Source organism: Burkholderia sp. MS389, from assembly GCF_016899425.1.
Taxonomy (GTDB): Bacteria; Pseudomonadota; Gammaproteobacteria; order Burkholderiales; family Burkholderiaceae; genus Burkholderia; species Burkholderia sola.
The window spans coordinates 1,540,609-1,558,166 of the sequence record NZ_CP045995.1; the positions used below are offsets into that span (position 1 = coordinate 1,540,609).

The following is a 17,558-nucleotide window of genomic DNA, read 5'->3' on the forward strand; positions in this document are numbered from 1 at the left end:
GGCTCGGCGCCACTACGAATCCTCGCTGACGCGCAGCGGCGCGCGACTCTGCTCGTTGTTCAAATGCACGAACTTGCGCAACAGCCGCATCAATTCCTGCGAATCATCTTCGCCCATCCCGTCGAACAGCCCGGCACGCAGTTCCTGCACCGACGGAATCAGGTGGGTGAGCAACTCGACGCCCGCCGGCGTCAACAACAGACGCCGCTGACGCCGCGGCAGCACTTCGCGGACGATCAATCCTTTCGCTTCGAGCCGGACCGCGAGATCCGCGGTGGTCGACGTGTCGAGCGCCACCCGCTGCGCGAGCGTCACCTGGTCGAGCCCCGGATTCTCGTAGAGCATCCGCAGCACCGCGTACTGCACGGGCGTCACGTCCCGGCCCAGCTTCTCGTAGAACATCGCGACCGCGATCTGGTGCGCGCGCCGGATCAGGTGCCCCGGTTCGTCGTACAGGTCGATCGGGAAAGCCGGCAGGTCGGCGGGATTCGTTTTTTCCATGAATGAGTCGATGACATAGGCGGCACACGCCGGTTGCGCGCGCCGTCGGCATGGCGCTGCGTCGCGCCATTTCCCGGGAAAACCAGTATACCGCTCGCCTTGTTTCCGCCAATCTCAATGCGTACACTGAATCTCATTCAGTACACGGAATGAAGATCGGGCCGCATCCCCGGCGGCACCGTCCCCGAAGGAGACAAAGAACATGTTTCTCAAGAACGCTTGGTACGTGGCGTGCACGCCCGATGAAATCGACGGCAAGCCGCTGGGCCGCAAGATCTGCAACGAGTCGATGGTGCTCTACCGCGCGGCGGACGGCCGGGTCGCCGCGCTCGAGGATTTCTGCCCGCATCGCGGCGCGCCGCTGTCACTGGGATTCGTGCGCGACGGCGTGCTCGTGTGCGGCTATCACGGGCTCGAAATGGGGTGCAACGGCAAGACGGCCGGCATGCCGGGCCAGCGCGTCGGCGGTTTCCCGCCGATTCGCAGCTTCCCGGCGGTCGAGCGGTACGGCTTCGTGTGGGTCTGGCCGGGCGACGCGTCCGAAGCCGATCCCGCCAAACTGCCCGCGCTGGCGTGGGCCGAGGATCCGGCCTGGGCGCACGGCGGCGGCCTGTATCACATCCGCTGCGACTACCGGCTGATGATCGACAACCTGATGGACCTCACGCACGAGACCTACGTGCATGCGTCGAGCATCGGCCAGAAGGAAATCGACGAAGCGCCGCCGAAGACGGTGAGCCATGGCGACGAGGTCGTCACGAGCCGCTTCATGGAGAACGTGATGCCGCCGCCGTTCTGGCGGATGGCGCTGCGCGGCAACGGGCTCGCCGACGACGTGCCGGTCGACCGCTGGCAGATCTGCCGCTTCACGCCGCCGAGCCACGTGATGATCGAAGTGGGCGTCGCGCATGCGGGCCACGGCGGCTACGACGCGCCGGCGCACAAGAAGGCGTCGTCGATCGTGGTCGACTTCATCACACCGGAGACCGACACGTCGATCTGGTACTTCTGGGGGATGGCGCGCAACTTCCGGCCCGACGATCGCGCACTGACCGCCGAGATCCGCGAAGGCCAGGGCAAGATCTTCTCGGAAGATCTCGAGATGCTCGAGCGACAGCAGCGCAATCTCGAGCAGTGGCCCGAGCGCACGCTGCTCAAGCTCAACATCGACGCCGGCGGCGTGCTGTCGCGCAAGGTGATCGACCGGCTGCTCGCCGCCGAAAACGCGGCGAGCCCGCAGCGGCCCGCGATTCCAGTCGCGCAGGTCAGGGAAGCGTCATGAGCGGCGCGACATTGACGGTCCGCGTAGCCCGCAAGTGGCAGGAAGCGCGCGACATCTGCGGCTTCGAATTCGTCAGCGACGACGGCTCGCCGTTGCCGCACTTCGACGCTGGCGCGCATATCGACGTGCATCTGCCGGGCGGGCTCGTGCGCCAGTACTCGCTGTGCAACCACCCGGCGCAACGCGATCGCTATCAGATCGCGGTGCTGCGCGAGGCCGACGGCCGCGGCGGGTCGCGCGCGATTCACGACGAAGTCCGGCAAGGCGATACCGTGCGGATCGGCCTGCCGCGCAATCAATTCCCGCTCGCGCCCGACGCGCCGCACCATCTGTTGCTCGCCGGCGGGATCGGCGTCACGCCGATCCTGAGCATGGCGGAACGGCTGTGCTCGGCCGGCATCCCGTTCGACATGCATTACTGCGCGCGTTCGGCCGATCGCATGGCCTTCGTCGAGCGGATCAATGCGGCCGGGTTTCGCGATCACGTCCGCTTCCACGTCGACGACGGCGCTCCTGCGCAACGCTTCGATCTGGCTGCCGTGCTGGCCGGCGCGCCCGACGGCACGCATCTGTACGTATGCGGCCCGCGCGGCTTCATGGATGCGGTGCTGAACGCCGCGCGCGAGCGCGACTGGCCCGACGCACGGCTGCACTATGAGTTCTTCGGCGGCGCGGTCGCATCGTCCGGCGCGGATCGTGCATTCCAGGTCAGGATCGCGAGCAGCGGCAAGGTGATCGACGTGCCGGCCGAATGCACGGTGATCGCGGCGCTGGCGGCGAACGGCGTCGACGTGCTGACGTCGTGCGAGCAAGGCGTGTGCGGCACCTGCCTGACCCGCGTGCTCGAAGGCGAGCCCGATCATCGCGATGCGTATCTGACCGACGACGAAAAAGCGGCCGGCGACCAGTTCATGCCGTGCTGCTCGCGATCGCGCACCAACCTGCTGGTGCTCGATCTGTAGATCGGTAGTCGGACCGCCCGACACGCGGCGGCCGACCCCACGATAACGAAGACGATCGATGGTGCTGCAATCCGAACCCGCCCAACCATCGCACGCCGCCCCGCGCCCATCGCTCAGTCAGCTCAATCGGCGAGCCGGCAATGCGACAGCTTCAACCCCGGCAGCACCGGCGCATCGACATAGCCTTCGTTCACGCAACTGAACCGGAACGCCGCCGACGTAACGAACGGCTTGATCTCGCCGCCGGGGAATTTCGGCTTCAGCGCGTCCTGGTCGGCCACGTCGAAATGCGTGTCGAATTGCTCGCCGTCGGCCGTCAGCGCGCCGAAGTACGTGCCGCCCGGGTCGCTGCCCATCCGGATCACGGCGCCGACGAACGTGACGCGCTTGCCGTCGTATTTCGCCTTCGCGGCGGCCATGTCCTGCGTATAAGCCTCGATCATCGCGCCGTAGTGCGCGTCGATCGCAGGTTCGGCGTTCGAAGCCGCACACGCGGCCTGGTGAACGCCCGTCAGCAGCGCGCAGGCCGCAAGGGCAGCCGCCGCGAACGGCGCGGAAATCTTCTTCAAGGGTGGTCTCCCGTCTAGCGTGGTGGTTGAAATGATCGAAGCCCGGCGCAACGCCGGCGGAATGCGCTTGCGTCGCTTTAATCGTTCGAATGGCGGTACACGGCTGCGATCACTTCGTCGCCCGCGCGGTCGTGCGCGGTGCGTGGCGTCGCGCCGAGCGCGACGTGACAGGAAGATGACATGGTGCGGCCCCCGGCTCTCTCGTTGAATTTCACTGCGTCTGATTTTGGCCGCTACGGTAGCAGACGGCCGACAGGCCGGCAACCCAGGGCCAAGCGTTGCCCGGTCGCCCCATTACAATTGCAAATGGTTCTCATTACATATATCATGCGCGTCCTGTACGCAACGCCGCGGCCCGCGCCACCATCCTCAGCACGCCTCTTCCCGCCTCGATTCATGCCATCCCGTCGAACGCCCTGCCGTGTCCGGACCCCGCGTCCGTGGCACACGCGCCTGCCTGCCCTGCTCACCCTGTGCGCCGCGACCGGCGCGCATGCGGCCGGCGCCGAACCCGTTGCCCCCGCACCGGCTCCGGCGACCGCCGCCGAACACGAACTCCCGGCGATCAGCGTCAATGCATCGGCCACCGTCGATCCGACGATCGGCTATCAGCCGCGCACGACGAGCATCGCGGGCGGCGACGACCGTCCACTGAAGGAGATTCCGCAATCGGTCGCGGTGGTCAGCAGCAGCGTGATGCAGGACCAGCAGGCGCGCTCGCTCGACGACGTGCTCGGCAACATCAGCGGCGTCACGCAGACGAACACGCTCGGCGGCACACGCGACGCGTTCATCAAGCGCGGCTTCGGGTCCAACAACGACGGCTCGGTGCTGGTCGACGGCGTGCGCACGCCGGTGCTGCACAGCTATCTCGCGACGATCGATCGCGTCGAAGTGCTGAAGGGCCCCGCTTCGCTGCTGTACGGGATGCAGGACCCGGGCGGCGTGATCAATCTCGTCACGCGCAAGCCGGAAGACACGTTCGGCGGTTCGATCTCCGCGTCGCGCACGAACCACGGCGGCAGCACCGCCCAGTTCGATCTCACGGGGCCGCTCGGCAAACCCGGCCAGATCGCGGGCGGCACGCTCGCATTCCGGCTGACCGGCGAATACGACACCAGCCGCTACTGGCGCAGCTTCGGCCGCGAACGCAATGCGCTGATCGCGCCCGCGCTGTCGTGGCACGACGCGAACACGTCGATCGACGTCAGCTACCAGTACGTCGACTACACGATGCCGTTCGACCGCGGCACCGTGCTCGTCAACGGCCAGCTCGACGATGCGCTGCGCTATCGCCGCTACGAGGAAGCGTGGTCGCAAAGCAGCGGCATCCAGGAAACGCTGCGTACGCGCATCGAGCACCGCTTCTCCGATGCATGGCGCGTACGCGCGACCTACGGCTGGGGCCGCGACCGTTACGACCAATACATCACCCGCGCCACCGCGTTCAACAGCAGGACCGGCGCGCTCACGCGCTCGTCCGATGCGAACCTCGGGCGCAACGATTCGGACCAGATCGCGACGCTCGGCCTGCTCGGCAACGTGACGCTCGCGGGCATGCAACACGCGATCTACGTCGGCGGCGAATACGAGCGGCAGCGCAGCTTCCGCGGCGACACAATCCGCGGCAAGGCGACGACGGGCTTCAATCTCTACGATCCCGCGTACGACCTGCTCGCGCCGGGCGGCGTGCCGAATCCGAAGCAGAGCGATTCGCGCTCGGTCGTGCATGCGTATTCGACGATCGTGCAGGACTCGGTGAAGATCACCGATCGCCTCACTGCGGTCGGCGGGCTGCGCTGGGAAAACTGGCAGCAGGAATCGGGGATGGGCCGGCCGTTCGTGTTCGCCGACCGCTCGCGCGGCAGCGTCTGGCTGCCGCAGTTCGGGCTCGCGTATGCGTTGACGCCGGCGCTGACCGCCTACGCGAACGTGAGCCGCTCGTTCAAGCCGAACGTCGCGTCGAACGTCGCGGCGCCGCTCGCGCCGGAATACGGCCGCGTGCTCGAGGCCGGGCTGAAGTTCAGCCTGAAGCCCGCGATCACGGGCACGCTCGCCGTCTACCAGATCGACAAGCGCAACGTCGCGGTCACGGTTGGCGACATCACGTCGACGATCGGCACCGCGCGCTCGCGCGGGATCGAGCTGGACGTCGCCGGGCAGATCACGCGCCACCTGAGCGTGATCGGCAGCTATGCGTATACGAACGCGAACGATCGCGACAGCAACACGCCGCTCGTCAACGTCGCGCGCCACACGGGCAGCTTGTTCGCGGTGTACGACACGGCCATCGCGAACCTGCCCGGGCGCTGGCGCTTCGGCGGCGGCGCGCGGCTCGTCGGCGCGCGGCCCGGCGACACCGCGAACAGCTTCTCGCTGCCCGGCTACGTGACCGTCGACGCGTTCGCGGCGTACGAAACGACAATCGGCAAGTTCCCGACCCGCTTCCAGCTCAACGTGAAGAACCTGCTCGACAAGACCTACTATCCGTCGAGCAACAGCAACCTGATCGTCGCGGTCGGCGAGCCGCGGCTCGTCACGCTGACGACGACGGTATCGTTCTGACGGCCTGACGCGCTCACGGACGCCAGCGATACACGACGATGCTCGAGCCGTTGTAGTTGTCCTTCGTGATCACGTATTCGCCGGTCGAGCGCAGGTACGCCTGCACGCCGTACATCGAGTCGACGTCGTTGCCGACGTCCATCGCCGACGCGTTCGAGTTCGTCAGCGTCGTGACGAGCGCGCCGGTGTTCAGGTCGAATACGTCGATGTTCGGCACCGTGTGCACATAGCCGACGAACAGGTAGTGGCCGGCCGCCGCGATCGATTTCGGGTTCGCGCTCGTCAGGTTGATCACCGGGTTCGGGGTGCTCGTGTTGCCGTTCTTCCAGCCGCGATAGACCTCGATGTGCCCGTTCATCGCGGTCCAGTCCCAGTTGCCCGCGAGGCCCTGCGCGAGGATCATCGTGTCGCTGTCGGCCTGGTAGAGGATGCGCGTCACGGGCGCCACGCTGCTCGGCACGGCCGTCGTCACCGGCTTGCCCCATGACGGCTTGCCGGTCGCGTCGAAGCCCGTCATCGGGTAGCGCGTGATCACGTTGGAGCCGTTCAGTCCGGCCCACACGTCGCCGTTGCCGTCGATGTCGAAGCCGGCCGTCACCTGAAGCGTCGTGTTGAACGGCTTGCCGGGCAGCGAGCCGGCCGGAATCGCGATATAGCCGCTCGCGGTGTTGAAGTAATAGAAGTTGAAGTTGCCCGGGTTCTGGCCCGACGCGACGAGAATCCGGTTGCCACCGACCGTCACGAGCTGGCCGAAGTGCTGGCCGCGCTGATAGTCGTTCATGTCGAGGCGCGGGTCCTTCGGATAGGTGAACGGGTCGATCGTGTTCGCGACGAACGTGCCGCCCGCGGTGCCCGTATACACATTGTTGCCGCTGAAGAACAACGCGCCGTCGGTCGCGGGATCGGGCGCGGCGATGCCCTCGAAGTTCAGCGCCTGCAGCTTCCATTGCAGCGTGCCGACCGGGCTGTACGAATGCAGATCGGTGCTGCCGTTGCGGCCGAGATCCCAGCCGCCGCCCCACGCGTTGTTCAGCACGTACAGGTTGCCGGCCGCATCCTTGCCGAGCGCCGCGACGCGCGTGAAGCGCTTGTCGCCGACCTGCCCCTTGATGCCCGTCGTCGTGTCGAGATAGCCGCCCTGCACGCCGAACGTACCGACCTGCACCGGCATCCCGGGCAGCCCGCCGTACACCTTGATGTTCATGTCGGGCCCTTCGTCGCCCACCATCAACCGGCCCATCGGCGCATCGAAGTACAGCGACGCCGGCCGCGCGCCGGCCGCCATCTGGAGCGTGTTCATCGCCGCACCGGTCGCGCTGAACTGCGCGACGACGCCCGCGCTCTTGCGCGCGACCCACAGGTTGCCGGCCGCATCGAGCGCCAGCGCGCCGGGGCCCGTGACGCCGATGTCGCGCTGCCACACGCCGTCGGTCGTATAGACGCGCACGCGGTTGCCGTAGAAGTCGCTCACGTACAGCAGGTTGCCGCCCGTCGCGAGGCCCGTGATCACGTCCGCATACTGGATGCCCGTCCACGTGCTGACCGGGATGCGCAGGTCGCGCTGGTTCGTGCTGCGGTTGTAGCGACCCACCGAGCCGCTGCCGAACGTGCGGTTGTAGCCGAGCGCGACGAACAGCGACGTCGAATTGCCGGTGATCGCGCCGCCGTGGAATTCGTCGTGGATGCCGATCGTGCCGAGCGGCTGGCCGTTCTGGTAGATCGCGACGCCGCCCGCGTTCTCGTCCCAGCGCGACGCCGTGTAGATCACGCCTTCGGGCGCGACCCACATCGAGCGCGCGCCGTTGCCGACGTGCGAGGCCAGCGTGCCGTACGTGTTCGCGAGCCAGTCGGTCGAGTACTGCGCCTGCGCGTGGCTTGCCGGCGCCAGCAGTGCGATGCACATTCCGAGCAACGCCGCGCGGATTTGTTTCATTGACATGAATAATGCTCCCAGACGAACAATGGTCGACACTGTAAATCGCGGCGCATGAAATATTGGTGATTCCGGCAAATGCGCATTCGCCGTCCCCCCGAATTATTCACTCCACGCCTTTTGGCGTCCGGCGCTTTTTCGTCAACGATCGAAAAATCTTCGAAACCGCGCCGCGACGGCCTGCCAGCCGCACGGTTCCGGCGCATTCCCCGGCATTTTCTTCCGGGTCATCCAATACAAATCCGTCATTTTTTCTGACATGCCGTATTGCCTTTTCATCCCGGAATTCTTTTCGATTATTACAAATCGAAATTAAAATGAAAGAGAAAAATTATTGTGCGGCGCGATCGGCTTTTCGCGATTTCGGGCACGGGAGGGAAAACAGGAAGGAAAGAGGAATGCGGAGGGGAAGGCCGCGCGCCGGCCGTACCGGCACGCGGCGGCGATGTTCAGTTCGCCGGATCGAGCGTCGGGCCGTCCCAGCCGTCGACGTATTTCGGCAGCGCATCGACGACGTCGAGCACGCGTTGCCGGTAAAACAGGTGCATCGTCGGCTGCAGGTCGCCCGGCAATGGCCCGCCGTACGCCCGCGCAGTCAGGCTGTTCGGCACGACACGCATGCCGAGCCGGTTCGTCCCGAACACGATCTCGCCGCACGCTGCGCACCACGTGCGCGCCATCGACTTCGACGGGTGCGGAAACGTCGCGTGGCCGCCGTCGATCGTCACCTGCTCCGGCGGCCATGCGGTCGCGGACAGCATCGGCGTGCCGTAGAAATCGCGGCAGGTCGCGCAATGACAGTTCGCCCGCGCGGCCGGCTCGCCGCGCAGCGTGACGGTCACGGCACCGCACAGGCAGTGCGCGGAAAGCGTTCGGGTCATGTCGTCTCCTCGAAAAGGGAGGCAACAGTATAGGAGCATGCATGCAACGGGGCTCGCCTCGGCCGCGGGCTCCGTTGCACGCGCAACGACCGTGCGTCAGAACTTCTGGCGCAGCCCGAGGCTCACGATCGCCTGCGAGCGCGAATCGGACGAGTGACCGTTCGCCTTGTCGGACACCGATGCGGTCGCGGCCACCGGTCGGCCGAGCGCGTCGAGCGTCGTGCCGGACGCATGCTGGTACGCGCCGAGCAGATACACGCTGGTGCGCTTCGACAGGTCGTAGACGGCGCCGAGCGTGACGTTGTGATACTGCGCGCGGTTGTCGATGCCGTCGACGTCGCTGCCGCGCGTATAGCTGTAGCCGGCGAACAGTTGCGTCTGCGGCTGCACGTTCCAGCGCGTGAACACGCCCGCGACGTTGAACGTCGCATGCCCGGAGAACAGCGACTGCGCGCCGCTGCGGTACTGCACGTTGCTGTAGTTCACCCCGACGACGGCCGGGCCAAAGTCGTACGTCGCGCCGGTCGCGATCACCTGCTGCGACTGCGCGCTCGCATAGCCTTCGTTGATCGACGAATTGAACAGGCCGTCGTCGGTGCTCTGCCACTTGCCCGCCGTCGGATCGGTCGCGCCCGTCTTGCTGTTGTCCGAGCGCTCGTAGCCAACGCCCACGCGCAGCGGCCCGGCCGCGTACGCGGCGCCGACGCTCCACGTGTTGCGCTGCTTCATGCTGCCCGGCTGGCCGCCGAAGCCGTACAGTGCGCCGAACGTGAAGCCCGCGTAGTTCGCGCTCGTGTACTTGATCGAACTGTCGACGCGCGCGGTCTGGTCGAGATCGTCGATGTCGCCCGGGTGCGCGCCGAAGCCGCCGATGAACGACGACGGGCCGACCGGGCTCACGAAGTCGTCGAGCGACGTGTATTGGCGGCCGAGCGTGATCGTGCCGTAGCGGTCGCTGCCGACGCCGACGAACGCCTGCCGGCCGAACTGGCGGCCGCCCTGGCCCGACGTGCCGTTGGTGATGTCGAAGCCGTTCTCGAGGACGAACAGCGCGCGCATCCCGCCGCCGAGATCCTCGGAACCCTTGATGCCCCAGCGGCTGCCGGACAGGTTGCCGGTCGTGAGCCCAACGCTCGAATGCCCGGTGTACGCGCCGGCCGAGCCGACCCGTTCGTTGCTGCGATAGGTCACGCCCGCGTCGACGATGCCGTACAGCGTGACGGAGCTTTGCGCGGCGGCGACACCGGCGAGCGAGAGCAGCAGCGGGGCTGCGATCAGTTGCTTGTTCATGGTTGGTTGTCTCCGGGCGGTGAACCCGTTGTTCTGGCTGGCTGTTTGCGAATATCACGCGCGGGCGCCGACATCCGCCGGCGGTGCGAGACCGGCGACGTCCGCGCGCGACGACGGGCGGGCATGCCCGCTGCGGCCGGTATGGTAGTTGGAACCGGTTCCTTTCCAAAGCGGAATAATGGCAACAGTTTCTTGTCAAAATTGAGATAGTCGGCGACCGGCCGGGAGCGCGGTCGCCGCGCCTGTACAGCGCGTCGCGACGCAGACGATAATCGGCTGCGCGCCTTCCATCGGGAGCTCCTTCATGCATGAAACGACCCTGCTGATCTTCGCCGCCGTCGCGTTCGTCGGCATCGCGACGCCCGGCCCGACCGTGCTGCTCGCGCTGACCAACGGCTCGCGCTACGGCGTGCGCCGCGCGGCCTACGGTTTCGCGGGCGCGATGCTGTCCGACTTCGTGCTGGTCGTCGCGGTCGCGCTCGGCCTCGGCGCGCTGCTGCTGGCGTCGGCGTTCTGGTTCTCGGTCGTGAAGTGGCTTGGCGCCGCCTACCTCGCCTATGTCGGCATCCGGCTGCTCACGTCGAAGGGGGCGCTCGACGTCGGGGCCGCGCAACCCGGTGCGGCAACCGAACGCAACGCGTCGATCTTCGCGAAAAGCTTCCTGACCGCGGTGACGAACCCGAAGGGTTATCTGTTCTTCTCCGCGTTCCTGCCGCAGTTCCTCGATCCGCTGGCGCCGCTCGCGCCGCAGTACGTCGCGCTCGCCCTCACGTTCGCGCTGCTCGACGGCGTCGTGATGTTCGGCTACGCGCTGCTCGGCGCACGCGCGGTGCGGCTGCTGAAGCGCTCGGGCGCGCTGTGGCTCGAACGCACGTGCGGCGCGATGCTGCTCGCGCTCGCCGGTTCGCTCGCGCTGTACCGGCGCCATGCCGCGTAGGCGCCCGGTTCGATGAGAGTCGCCGCGCCGCCGGGCGCCGGATTCCCCGGCCTGTCGCTCCGGCAACTCGAACGCGCGGACCTCGACGCGTGGTACGCGTACCTGTCGAACCCCGACGTTTTCCGTCACACGAGCTGGAACCTGCGCTCGCCCGACGGTCTGCTGCCGCTGTTCGACAACATCGAATCGACCGATCCCGATTCGATCCGGCGCCTCGCGATTGTCGACACCGCATCGGGCGCACTTGCCGGGACGGTCGGGTTGCATACGGTGTCCACCGTGAACCGTTCGGCGGAGATCGCGTACGACCTCGCGCCGTCGCACTGGGGGCGCGGCATCGCGAGCGCGGTGTGCGACGCCGTCACCGCGTGGGCATTCGACGAAGGCGGCTTCAACCGCATGCAGGCCGTCGTGCTAACCCGCAACGCGGGCTCCGCGCGCGTGCTGCAGAAGTGCGGCTACCGCTACGAAGGGCTGCTGCGCGCCTACAAGATGGTGCGCGGCACGCCCGGCGATTTCGCGATGTACGCGCGGCTCGCGACCGACTGACGCGCCACTGCGCCGCGCGTCACGCGCCGATGCCGCGACGCAATTAGACGCCCCGCGCCGAATTGGCGACAATCGCCGTTCCCCACATCGCCTTGCCGCCATGAAAATCGCCGCGCTGTCCGACATCCACGGCAACCTCGCCGCGCTCGACGCGGTGCTCGACGACGTCCGCCGCCGCGGCGCCGACGTGATCGTCAACCTCGGCGACATCCTGTCGGGCGCGCTCCATCCGGTCGAGACGGCCGATCGCCTGATCGCGCTCGACCTGCCGACCATCAAGGGCAATCACGAACGGCAACTGCTGACGCACGAGCGCGACGCGATGGGGCTGTCGGATCGCTGGGCGCATGACACGCTGCGCGCCGACCACCGCACGTGGATCGCCGCGCTGCCCGAACGCCTGACGCTCGACGAGGACGTGCTGATGGTGCATGGCACGCCGGCCAGCGATCTCGTCTATTTCCTCGAAACCGTCACGCCCGACGGCTGCCGCGCGGCCACGCCCGACGAAGTCGAGCAACGCGCGGGCGACACGGCGGCCTCGCTGATCCTGTGCGGCCACACGCACGTGCCGCGCACCGCGAAGCTCGACGACGGCCGGCTGATCGTCAATCCGGGCAGCGTCGGGCTGCAGGCGTACGCGGACGACCTGCCGCATCCGCACCGAATCGAGACGGGCTCGCCGCATGCGCGCTACGCGACGGTGTCGCGCACGGCGGCCGGCTGGAACGTCGAATTCCATGCGGTCGAATACGACTGGCACACGGCCGCCGCGATCGCGGCGTCGCGCGGACGCGACGACTGGGCGGTCGCGCTGCGCACCGGCCGCTGCTGACGCGCGCGTCCCGGCTCGTCATCCGCCCCTCGCGCGGCTTCGACGCCTGCAACACCAGCGCATCACCCCGCGTTCCTCAGCGTCAGCCGCGCTTCGAGCCCGCCGCCGTCCGTCCGGTTGTTCAGCGTGAGCGTGCCGCCCATCGCAAGCGCGAGTTGCCGCGCGATCGCGAGGCCGAGCCCCGTGCCGCCCGTATCGCGATTGCGCGACGTCTCCACGCGCCTGAACGGCTCGAACACCGCGTCGAGCTGATCGTCCGGAATGCCGGGCCCGCGGTCGAGCACCGCGATCACCGCGCCGCCGTCCGGCGCCGCCCGCACGTCGATCTCGGCCGTGCCCGCGAACTTCAGTGCGTTGTCGACGAGGTTGCCGACGATGCGGCGCAGCGCCTTCGGCCGCGTAACGAGCGCGAGCGGCGCATGGCTGTGCAGCGCGACGTCCTGCCCCGCATCCGTGTAGTCGTACACGATGCTGTCGAGCAGCGCATCGAGATCGATGCGGCGCGCGGCTTCCTCGGTGCCGTGCAGCGTGCGCGCATACGCGACGCCCTCCTTCACCAGATGCTCCATCTCCAGCAGGTCCTGGCGCAGCTTCGCGCCCTGCGTGTCGTCGTCCATCACGTCGACGCGCAGCCGCATCCGCGTGATCGGCGTCTGCAGATCGTGCGAGATCGACGCGAGGATCTGCATGCGTTCGGCCATGTACTGCGCGATGCGGTCCTGCATCGCGTTGAACGCCCGCGCGGCGCGCGCGACTTCCGACGGCCCGTCTTCGTTCAGCCGCTCGCCCTTCAGGTCCGGCCCGAGCGCGTCGGCGGCCTGCGCGAGCTGCTTGAGCGGCCGCGTCGCGAGCCGCACCGCGAGCCAGCAGCACGCGGCCAGCACCGCGAGCTGCACCACGAGCACGGCCGGCAGCCAGCCCGACAGCGGCACCGTCGACATCGGATGGATGTCGATCGTCAGCGGCGAGCCGTCGGTCAGCCGCAGATGCACCTGCAGATGTTCGCTGTCGCCGGGGATCGAATTCGCGGTCAGCGGATAGTCGCCGCCGATGCCGTCCGAGATCGAGCGCTCGACGCGCGCCGACAGCCGCGCTTCCGGCGGCGTGCCGGTTTGGCCGGGCCCGAGGATGAACGCATAGCTGCGCCGCGCGAGGCGCGGCAGCCACGCAGCGCGCTCGGCGGGCGGCAGATGGTCGAGCAGTGCGACCGAGCTGGCGACCTCGCGCTCGATGTAGCCCATCATCAGGTTCGTGGTCGCCTGGTCGCGCTCGGTCACGGTGAGCCAGAACGACAGCGTCTGCGCGAGCGCGAGGCCCACGCACAGGATCAGCGCGAGCCGCGCGAACAGCGAACGCGGCCAATGCCACGGCGTGCGCGCGCTCATGGCGTACCGTCGACGGCGGTGACGGTCGACGAGAACACGTAGCCCTCGTTGCGCAGCGTCTTGATGTAGCGCGGTTCGCGCGCGCCGTCGCGCAGACGCTGGCGCAACCGGCTCACGAGCAGGTCGATCGAGCGGTCGAACGGGTCGGACTGCCGCCCTTGCGTGAGATTCAGCAACTGGTCGCGCGTCAGCACGCGTTGCGGGTTGTCGAGAAACACGCGCAGCAGCCGGTATTCGGCGCCGCTCAGCGCGACCAGCGTCCCTTCGGCGTCGAGCAGGTGGCGCCCGGTCGTGTCGAGTTGCCATTCGCCGAACGCGAGCAGCGCGGCCGTTTCCGTCACCTGCATGCCGGGCGGCAGCATGCGCGCGCGGCGCAGCACCGAGCGGATCCGCGCGAGCAGCTCGCGCACCGCGAACGGCTTGGCCAGGTAGTCGTCGGCGCCCATCTCGAGGCCGATGATGCGGTCGGTTTCCTCGCCGCGTGCGGTCAGCATCAGCACCGGCACCGTGCGGAACTTGCCGGCGCGCAGGTCGCGGCACAGCGTCAGGCCGTCCTCGCCGGGCAGCATCAGGTCGAGCACGATCAGGTCGGGCGCGCCGTCGTCCAGCACGTTGCGCATCTCTCGGCCGTTCGCGGCGAGCGACACGCGCATGCCGTTCTTCTCGAGGTAGTCCGCGATCAGTTCGCGGATCGCGCGATCGTCGTCGACGATCAGCACGTGGTCGATCTTGTCCATGAGTCGGGGGCGGTATCGGGGTTCGGGCGGGCGATGTCCGCTTTTATACCGCACGGCGGGCACGCGTTTGTATCCCAATGTATCGCGCAACCGCGACGACACACAACATTGCACACGCGCGACGGGCCGGACACATCGCAGATACGTCGGCGCCGCCTAATGGGGCCTGTCGAAACACGTCGGGCCGCCGCCCTCGCGCCGCGGCCCCAAAGATCAGGAGAACGCCATGCTGCCCCGACTCAAGACCGCCGCCCTCGTCCTCGCCCTCGCCGCCACGGCCGGGCTCGCCGCGTTCGCCGGCACCCGCGACGACGCAGGCATCCAGGCGTCGCCGGCCGGCATGGCGGCGCCCGCTTTCACCGGCATCGACCGCTGGCACAACAGCCCGCCGCTGACGCTCGACCAGTTGCGCGGCAAGGTCGTGCTCGTCGATTTCTGGACGTACTCGTGCATCAACTGCATTCATACGATCCCGTACGTGAACGACTGGTATCGGAAATATCGCGACCAGGGGCTCGTCGTGGTCGGCGTGCATACGCCGGAATATCCGTTCGAACGCGACGCGAAGAACGTCGCCGATGCGATCAAGCGCTTCGACATCCGCTATCCGGTCGCGCAGGACAACCACTACGACACGTGGCGCGCGTACGGCAACCAGTACTGGCCCGCGCTGTACCTGATCGATGCGAACGGCAAGATCGTCTATACGCGGTATGGCGAGGGCGGATACGACAAGACGGAGGCGGCGATTCGGAGCGCCCTCGCGCAGGCGGGCGAAGAGGCGAAGGGTTCGACGCGCACGCAGTGACCGGTGCGGCGTGCGGGCGCGATGCTCGCCCGCACGCCGTGGCTCTCATACGCTCAAGTGCGCTTCGCGTCGGCTTCGGCCAGCATCGCTTCCCCGATCGCGCGCTTCCCGTCCGCGACCAGCGCTTCGCCGGCGCCGCGGATATCGGCCTCGGCCTTGTTCTGCCCGAGCTTGCGCTTGCCGACGAACCGCGTGATCTCGATCTGCAGCCCGACGATCGATTGCAGCATCGTGTCGATATAGTCCTTCGGCGCGTCGCCCATCTTCCACGGCACCGGCTGCGACGCCTCGTGCGTGCGCGTCAGCCGTGCGACCACGCCGCGCACGAACTTCTCGTCGTCGCGCACCGTGATGCGGCCGTACGCATGCACGACGCGGTAGTTCCACGTCGGCACCTGCCGGTGCGCGACGTGCTTGCTCGGATACCCGTTCGGCGAAATGTACGCGTCGCCGGCGCGGAAGATCACGAGCACCTCGTCGCCGTCCGCGACGTCCTGCCAGACCGGATTCGCGCGCGCGACGTGCGCATGCAGTTCGCCGAGCCCGCCGTCGTCGGGCATCAGCTCGAACGGAAGGTGGTTCGCGTCGAGCCCGCTCCTGCCGTGCGTGATCAGGCTGCCGAACGGGTGCTGCACGATCAGTTCGCGCAGCACGTCGGGATTGGGTTCGTTGAAATCGGCGGGGACGTACATGTCGGCTCCACGGTGGTGCGGGGTGGGAAATGGCGCGGGCGCAGGCCCGTCATGCGCCGATTGTGAGCCGAAACTGGTTTATGCTGTAGAGCCGGTTTGAAACAATTTTAGCAGACCAGAATCATGGCAAGAACGGCCCGGATCGTCGAAATCCCGTCGCTCGGCGCGCTCGACCGCGCGGCCGGCGACCTGAGCCGCCAGCTCGCGCAGGCGCTGCGCGACGCGGTGCGCCGCGGCGACGTCCGGCCCGGCGACGCGCTGCCGTCCACGCGGTTGCTGGCGGCATCGCTGCAGGTCGCCCGCGGTACCGTCGTCGACGCGTATGCGCAACTCATCGCCGAAGGCTTTCTCGAATCGCGCGGCGGCGCGGGCACGCGGGTCGCGAACGCACTCGCGGAACCGCCGCCCGTCGACGAACCCGCTCCCGCTGACAGCCGCCAGCACCCGGCGCGCAACGGCCTGCCCGAGCCGGCCGCCACCTTCGCGCGGATCGCCCGCGAATTCAGTCCGCTGCCGGCCATGCCGTTCGCGATCTCGGTGCCGGTCGGCCTCACCGCGCCCGACGACATCTGGCGCCGGCTCGGCAATCGCCTGCGCGCCCGCGGCGCCGGCGCGCCGTCCGGCTATGCCGACCCGCAAGGCGCGCTGCCGCTGCGCGAAGCGATCGCCGATTACGTGCGCCGGTCGCGCTCGGTGCGCTGCGATGCGAGCCAGGTCGTGATCACGAGCGGCACGCAGCAAGGGCTGCATCTCGCGAGCCAGGTGCTGCTCGGCGCACACGACCGCGCGTGGGTCGAGAATCCGGCCTATCGCGGCATCACCGCGCTGCTCGACAGCACCGGGCGGCGCGATGCGATGGTGCGCGTGCCGGTCGACGCGGACGGCCTCGACGTCGACGCCGGCATCCGCGTCGCCCCCGATGCGCGCGCCGCATTCGTCACGCCGTCGCACCAGTACCCGCTCGGCATGCCGTTGAGCATGGCGCGGCGCAATGCGCTGCTGGCATGGGCGCGCGCGCATCGCGCCTGGGTCGTCGAAGACGACTACGATAGCGAATTGCGCTACGAAGGCTACCCGTTCCCGTCGCTGCAAGGTCTCGCGCCCGACCGCGTGATCTATCTCGGCACCTTCAGCAAGATCCTGTTTCCGTCGCTGCGACTCGGCTACGTGATCGCCCCCGACGATCTCGTACCCTCGTTCTGCGGCGCGCGCGTGCTGATGGACCGCCATGCGCCCACCGCCGACCAGCACGTGCTCGCCGCGTTCATCGCCGAAGGTCATCTCGATCGCCACATCCGTCGCGTGCGCGGCGTCTATGCGGAACAGCGCGCGCTGCTGATCGACACGCTCGGCGCGCGCCTGCCGCGCGAACGCGCGTGGGTACAGCCGGGCGACCAGGGGATGCACGTCGTCCTGTGGCTCGCGCAAGGGATCGACGATCTCGACGTGGTCGCACGCGCCGCCCGGGCCGGTGTCGCGGTGCGTGCGGTGTCGCCGATGTTCGCGCCCGGCACGGCGCGCGCCGGGCTCGTGCTCGGCTTCGGCGGGTTCGACCGTGCGCAGATGGAAGCGGCCGCGCAGCGGCTCGCGGACGTCGTTTCGTCGGCGGAATAGCGGCCCCGCGCGCGGTAA

16 protein-coding genes are annotated in these 17,558 nt (G+C 68.1%); 8 read left to right on the forward strand and 8 right to left on the reverse strand.

The window, feature by feature from the left end; all coding sequences use genetic code 11:
- Positions 1-12 precede the first annotated feature (12 nt).
- Entirely contained in the window at positions 13-501 is a 489-nt protein-coding gene (locus GJG85_RS23260) for a MarR family winged helix-turn-helix transcriptional regulator (RefSeq protein ID WP_050016226.1), read from the reverse strand.
- Between the two features lie 202 nt (positions 502-703).
- Between GJG85_RS23260 and GJG85_RS23265 the strand changes: the two genes are divergently transcribed.
- Together GJG85_RS23265 and GJG85_RS23270 are read left to right on the forward strand one after the other, a co-directional pair.
- Positions 704-1,783 (forward strand): aromatic ring-hydroxylating dioxygenase subunit alpha, encoded by a 1,080-nt coding sequence (locus tag GJG85_RS23265; RefSeq protein WP_050016227.1) that lies wholly within the window; start codon positions 704-706, stop codon positions 1,781-1,783.
- A complete protein-coding gene (locus GJG85_RS23270) occupies positions 1,780-2,745 on the forward strand; it encodes a PDR/VanB family oxidoreductase (protein WP_050016229.1) in 966 nt (321 codons plus the stop codon). Before GJG85_RS23265 ends, GJG85_RS23270 begins: the two co-directional genes overlap by 4 nt.
- A gap of 122 nt (positions 2,746-2,867) precedes the next feature.
- On the opposite strand, the gene GJG85_RS23275 is transcribed toward GJG85_RS23270, so the two are convergent.
- Positions 2,868-3,314, reverse strand: a complete 447-nt coding sequence (locus GJG85_RS23275; RefSeq protein WP_050016231.1) for a hypothetical protein — start codon at positions 3,312-3,314, stop codon at positions 2,868-2,870.
- Positions 3,315-3,710: 396 nt separating this feature from the next.
- Between GJG85_RS23275 and GJG85_RS23280 the strand changes: the two genes are divergently transcribed.
- Entirely contained in the window at positions 3,711-5,879 is a 2,169-nt protein-coding gene (locus tag GJG85_RS23280; protein WP_050016233.1) for a TonB-dependent siderophore receptor, read from the forward strand.
- A 13-nt stretch (positions 5,880-5,892) separates the two neighbouring features.
- On the opposite strand, the gene GJG85_RS23285 is transcribed toward GJG85_RS23280, so the two are convergent.
- From GJG85_RS23285 to GJG85_RS23295, 3 genes are all read right to left on the reverse strand, one after another.
- Positions 5,893-7,818 carry an SMP-30/gluconolaconase/LRE-like region family protein gene (locus tag GJG85_RS23285; protein ID WP_050016234.1) on the reverse strand — a complete coding sequence of 642 codons (1,926 nt, stop codon included), beginning with the start codon at positions 7,816-7,818 and terminating at the stop codon, positions 5,893-5,895.
- Between the two features lie 443 nt (positions 7,819-8,261).
- Complete coding sequence (locus GJG85_RS23290; protein ID WP_176016376.1) at positions 8,262-8,693, reverse strand: GFA family protein; 432 nt, start codon at positions 8,691-8,693, stop codon at positions 8,262-8,264.
- 96 nt (positions 8,694-8,789) lie between these two features.
- Positions 8,790-9,983, reverse strand: a complete 1,194-nt coding sequence (locus GJG85_RS23295; RefSeq protein WP_050016236.1) for a porin — start codon at positions 9,981-9,983, stop codon at positions 8,790-8,792.
- Positions 9,984-10,287: 304 nt separating this feature from the next.
- Between GJG85_RS23295 and GJG85_RS23300 the strand changes: the two genes are divergently transcribed.
- The 3 genes from GJG85_RS23300 (at position 10,288) to GJG85_RS23310 (ending at position 12,304) form a co-directional block, all read left to right on the forward strand.
- A complete protein-coding gene (locus GJG85_RS23300) occupies positions 10,288-10,920 on the forward strand; it encodes a LysE family translocator (RefSeq protein ID WP_050016238.1) in 633 nt (210 codons plus the stop codon).
- Positions 10,921-10,932: 12 nt separating this feature from the next.
- Positions 10,933-11,469, forward strand: coding sequence for a GNAT family protein (locus tag GJG85_RS23305; RefSeq protein ID WP_050016240.1), 537 nt, complete (start codon positions 10,933-10,935; stop codon positions 11,467-11,469).
- 100 nt (positions 11,470-11,569) lie between these two features.
- The gene (locus GJG85_RS23310; protein WP_050016242.1) at positions 11,570-12,304 is read left to right on the forward strand and encodes a metallophosphoesterase family protein; all 735 of its coding nucleotides are present in this window, start codon (positions 11,570-11,572) and stop codon (positions 12,302-12,304) included.
- Between the two features lie 62 nt (positions 12,305-12,366).
- On the opposite strand, the gene GJG85_RS23315 is transcribed toward GJG85_RS23310, so the two are convergent.
- Both GJG85_RS23315 and GJG85_RS23320 read right to left on the reverse strand, forming a co-directional pair.
- On the reverse strand, positions 12,367-13,689 hold the full coding sequence (locus tag GJG85_RS23315; protein ID WP_050016244.1) for an ATP-binding protein: 1,323 nt from the start codon (positions 13,687-13,689) through the stop codon (positions 12,367-12,369).
- Positions 13,686-14,426 carry a response regulator gene (locus GJG85_RS23320; protein ID WP_050016245.1) on the reverse strand — a complete coding sequence of 247 codons (741 nt, stop codon included), beginning with the start codon at positions 14,424-14,426 and terminating at the stop codon, positions 13,686-13,688. The genes GJG85_RS23315 and GJG85_RS23320 overlap by 4 nt, the downstream gene beginning before the upstream one ends.
- Before the next feature lie 226 nt (positions 14,427-14,652).
- On the opposite strand from GJG85_RS23320, the gene GJG85_RS23325 reads away from it, so the two are divergent.
- The gene (locus GJG85_RS23325) at positions 14,653-15,234 is read left to right on the forward strand and encodes a thioredoxin family protein (protein ID WP_050016247.1); all 582 of its coding nucleotides are present in this window, start codon (positions 14,653-14,655) and stop codon (positions 15,232-15,234) included.
- Between the two features lie 53 nt (positions 15,235-15,287).
- On the opposite strand, the gene GJG85_RS23330 is transcribed toward GJG85_RS23325, so the two are convergent.
- Positions 15,288-15,926 carry an FMN-binding negative transcriptional regulator gene (locus GJG85_RS23330; RefSeq protein ID WP_050016249.1) on the reverse strand — a complete coding sequence of 213 codons (639 nt, stop codon included), beginning with the start codon at positions 15,924-15,926 and terminating at the stop codon, positions 15,288-15,290.
- Positions 15,927-16,049: 123 nt separating this feature from the next.
- Between GJG85_RS23330 and GJG85_RS23335 the strand changes: the two genes are divergently transcribed.
- Positions 16,050-17,540: a PLP-dependent aminotransferase family protein gene (locus GJG85_RS23335; protein WP_050016252.1), complete on the forward strand. Its 1,491-nt coding sequence runs from the start codon at positions 16,050-16,052 to the stop codon at positions 17,538-17,540.
- Positions 17,541-17,558: the final 18 nt, after the last annotated feature.

Coding starts and splice junctions, on each gene's coding strand:
- GJG85_RS23260 (WP_050016226.1), bottom strand. CDS start 501: ATGGAAAAAACGAATCCCGCCGACCTGCCGGCTTTCCCGATCGACCTG.
- GJG85_RS23265 (WP_050016227.1), top strand. CDS start 704: ATGTTTCTCAAGAACGCTTGGTACGTGGCGTGCACGCCCGATGAAATC.
- GJG85_RS23270 (WP_050016229.1), top strand. CDS start 1,780: ATGAGCGGCGCGACATTGACGGTCCGCGTAGCCCGCAAGTGGCAGGAA.
- GJG85_RS23280 (WP_050016233.1), top strand. CDS start 3,711: ATGCCATCCCGTCGAACGCCCTGCCGTGTCCGGACCCCGCGTCCGTGG.
- GJG85_RS23285 (WP_050016234.1), bottom strand. CDS start 7,818: ATGTCAATGAAACAAATCCGCGCGGCGTTGCTCGGAATGTGCATCGCA.
- GJG85_RS23290 (WP_176016376.1), bottom strand. CDS start 8,693: ATGACCCGAACGCTTTCCGCGCACTGCCTGTGCGGTGCCGTGACCGTC.
- GJG85_RS23295 (WP_050016236.1), bottom strand. CDS start 9,983: ATGAACAAGCAACTGATCGCAGCCCCGCTGCTGCTCTCGCTCGCCGGT.
- GJG85_RS23300 (WP_050016238.1), top strand. CDS start 10,288: ATGCATGAAACGACCCTGCTGATCTTCGCCGCCGTCGCGTTCGTCGGC.
- GJG85_RS23305 (WP_050016240.1), top strand. CDS start 10,933: ATGAGAGTCGCCGCGCCGCCGGGCGCCGGATTCCCCGGCCTGTCGCTC.
- GJG85_RS23310 (WP_050016242.1), top strand. CDS start 11,570: ATGAAAATCGCCGCGCTGTCCGACATCCACGGCAACCTCGCCGCGCTC.
- GJG85_RS23315 (WP_050016244.1), bottom strand. CDS start 13,689: ATGAGCGCGCGCACGCCGTGGCATTGGCCGCGTTCGCTGTTCGCGCGG.
- GJG85_RS23320 (WP_050016245.1), bottom strand. CDS start 14,426: ATGGACAAGATCGACCACGTGCTGATCGTCGACGACGATCGCGCGATC.
- GJG85_RS23325 (WP_050016247.1), top strand. CDS start 14,653: ATGCTGCCCCGACTCAAGACCGCCGCCCTCGTCCTCGCCCTCGCCGCC.
- GJG85_RS23330 (WP_050016249.1), bottom strand. CDS start 15,926: ATGTACGTCCCCGCCGATTTCAACGAACCCAATCCCGACGTGCTGCGC.
- GJG85_RS23335 (WP_050016252.1), top strand. CDS start 16,050: ATGGCAAGAACGGCCCGGATCGTCGAAATCCCGTCGCTCGGCGCGCTC.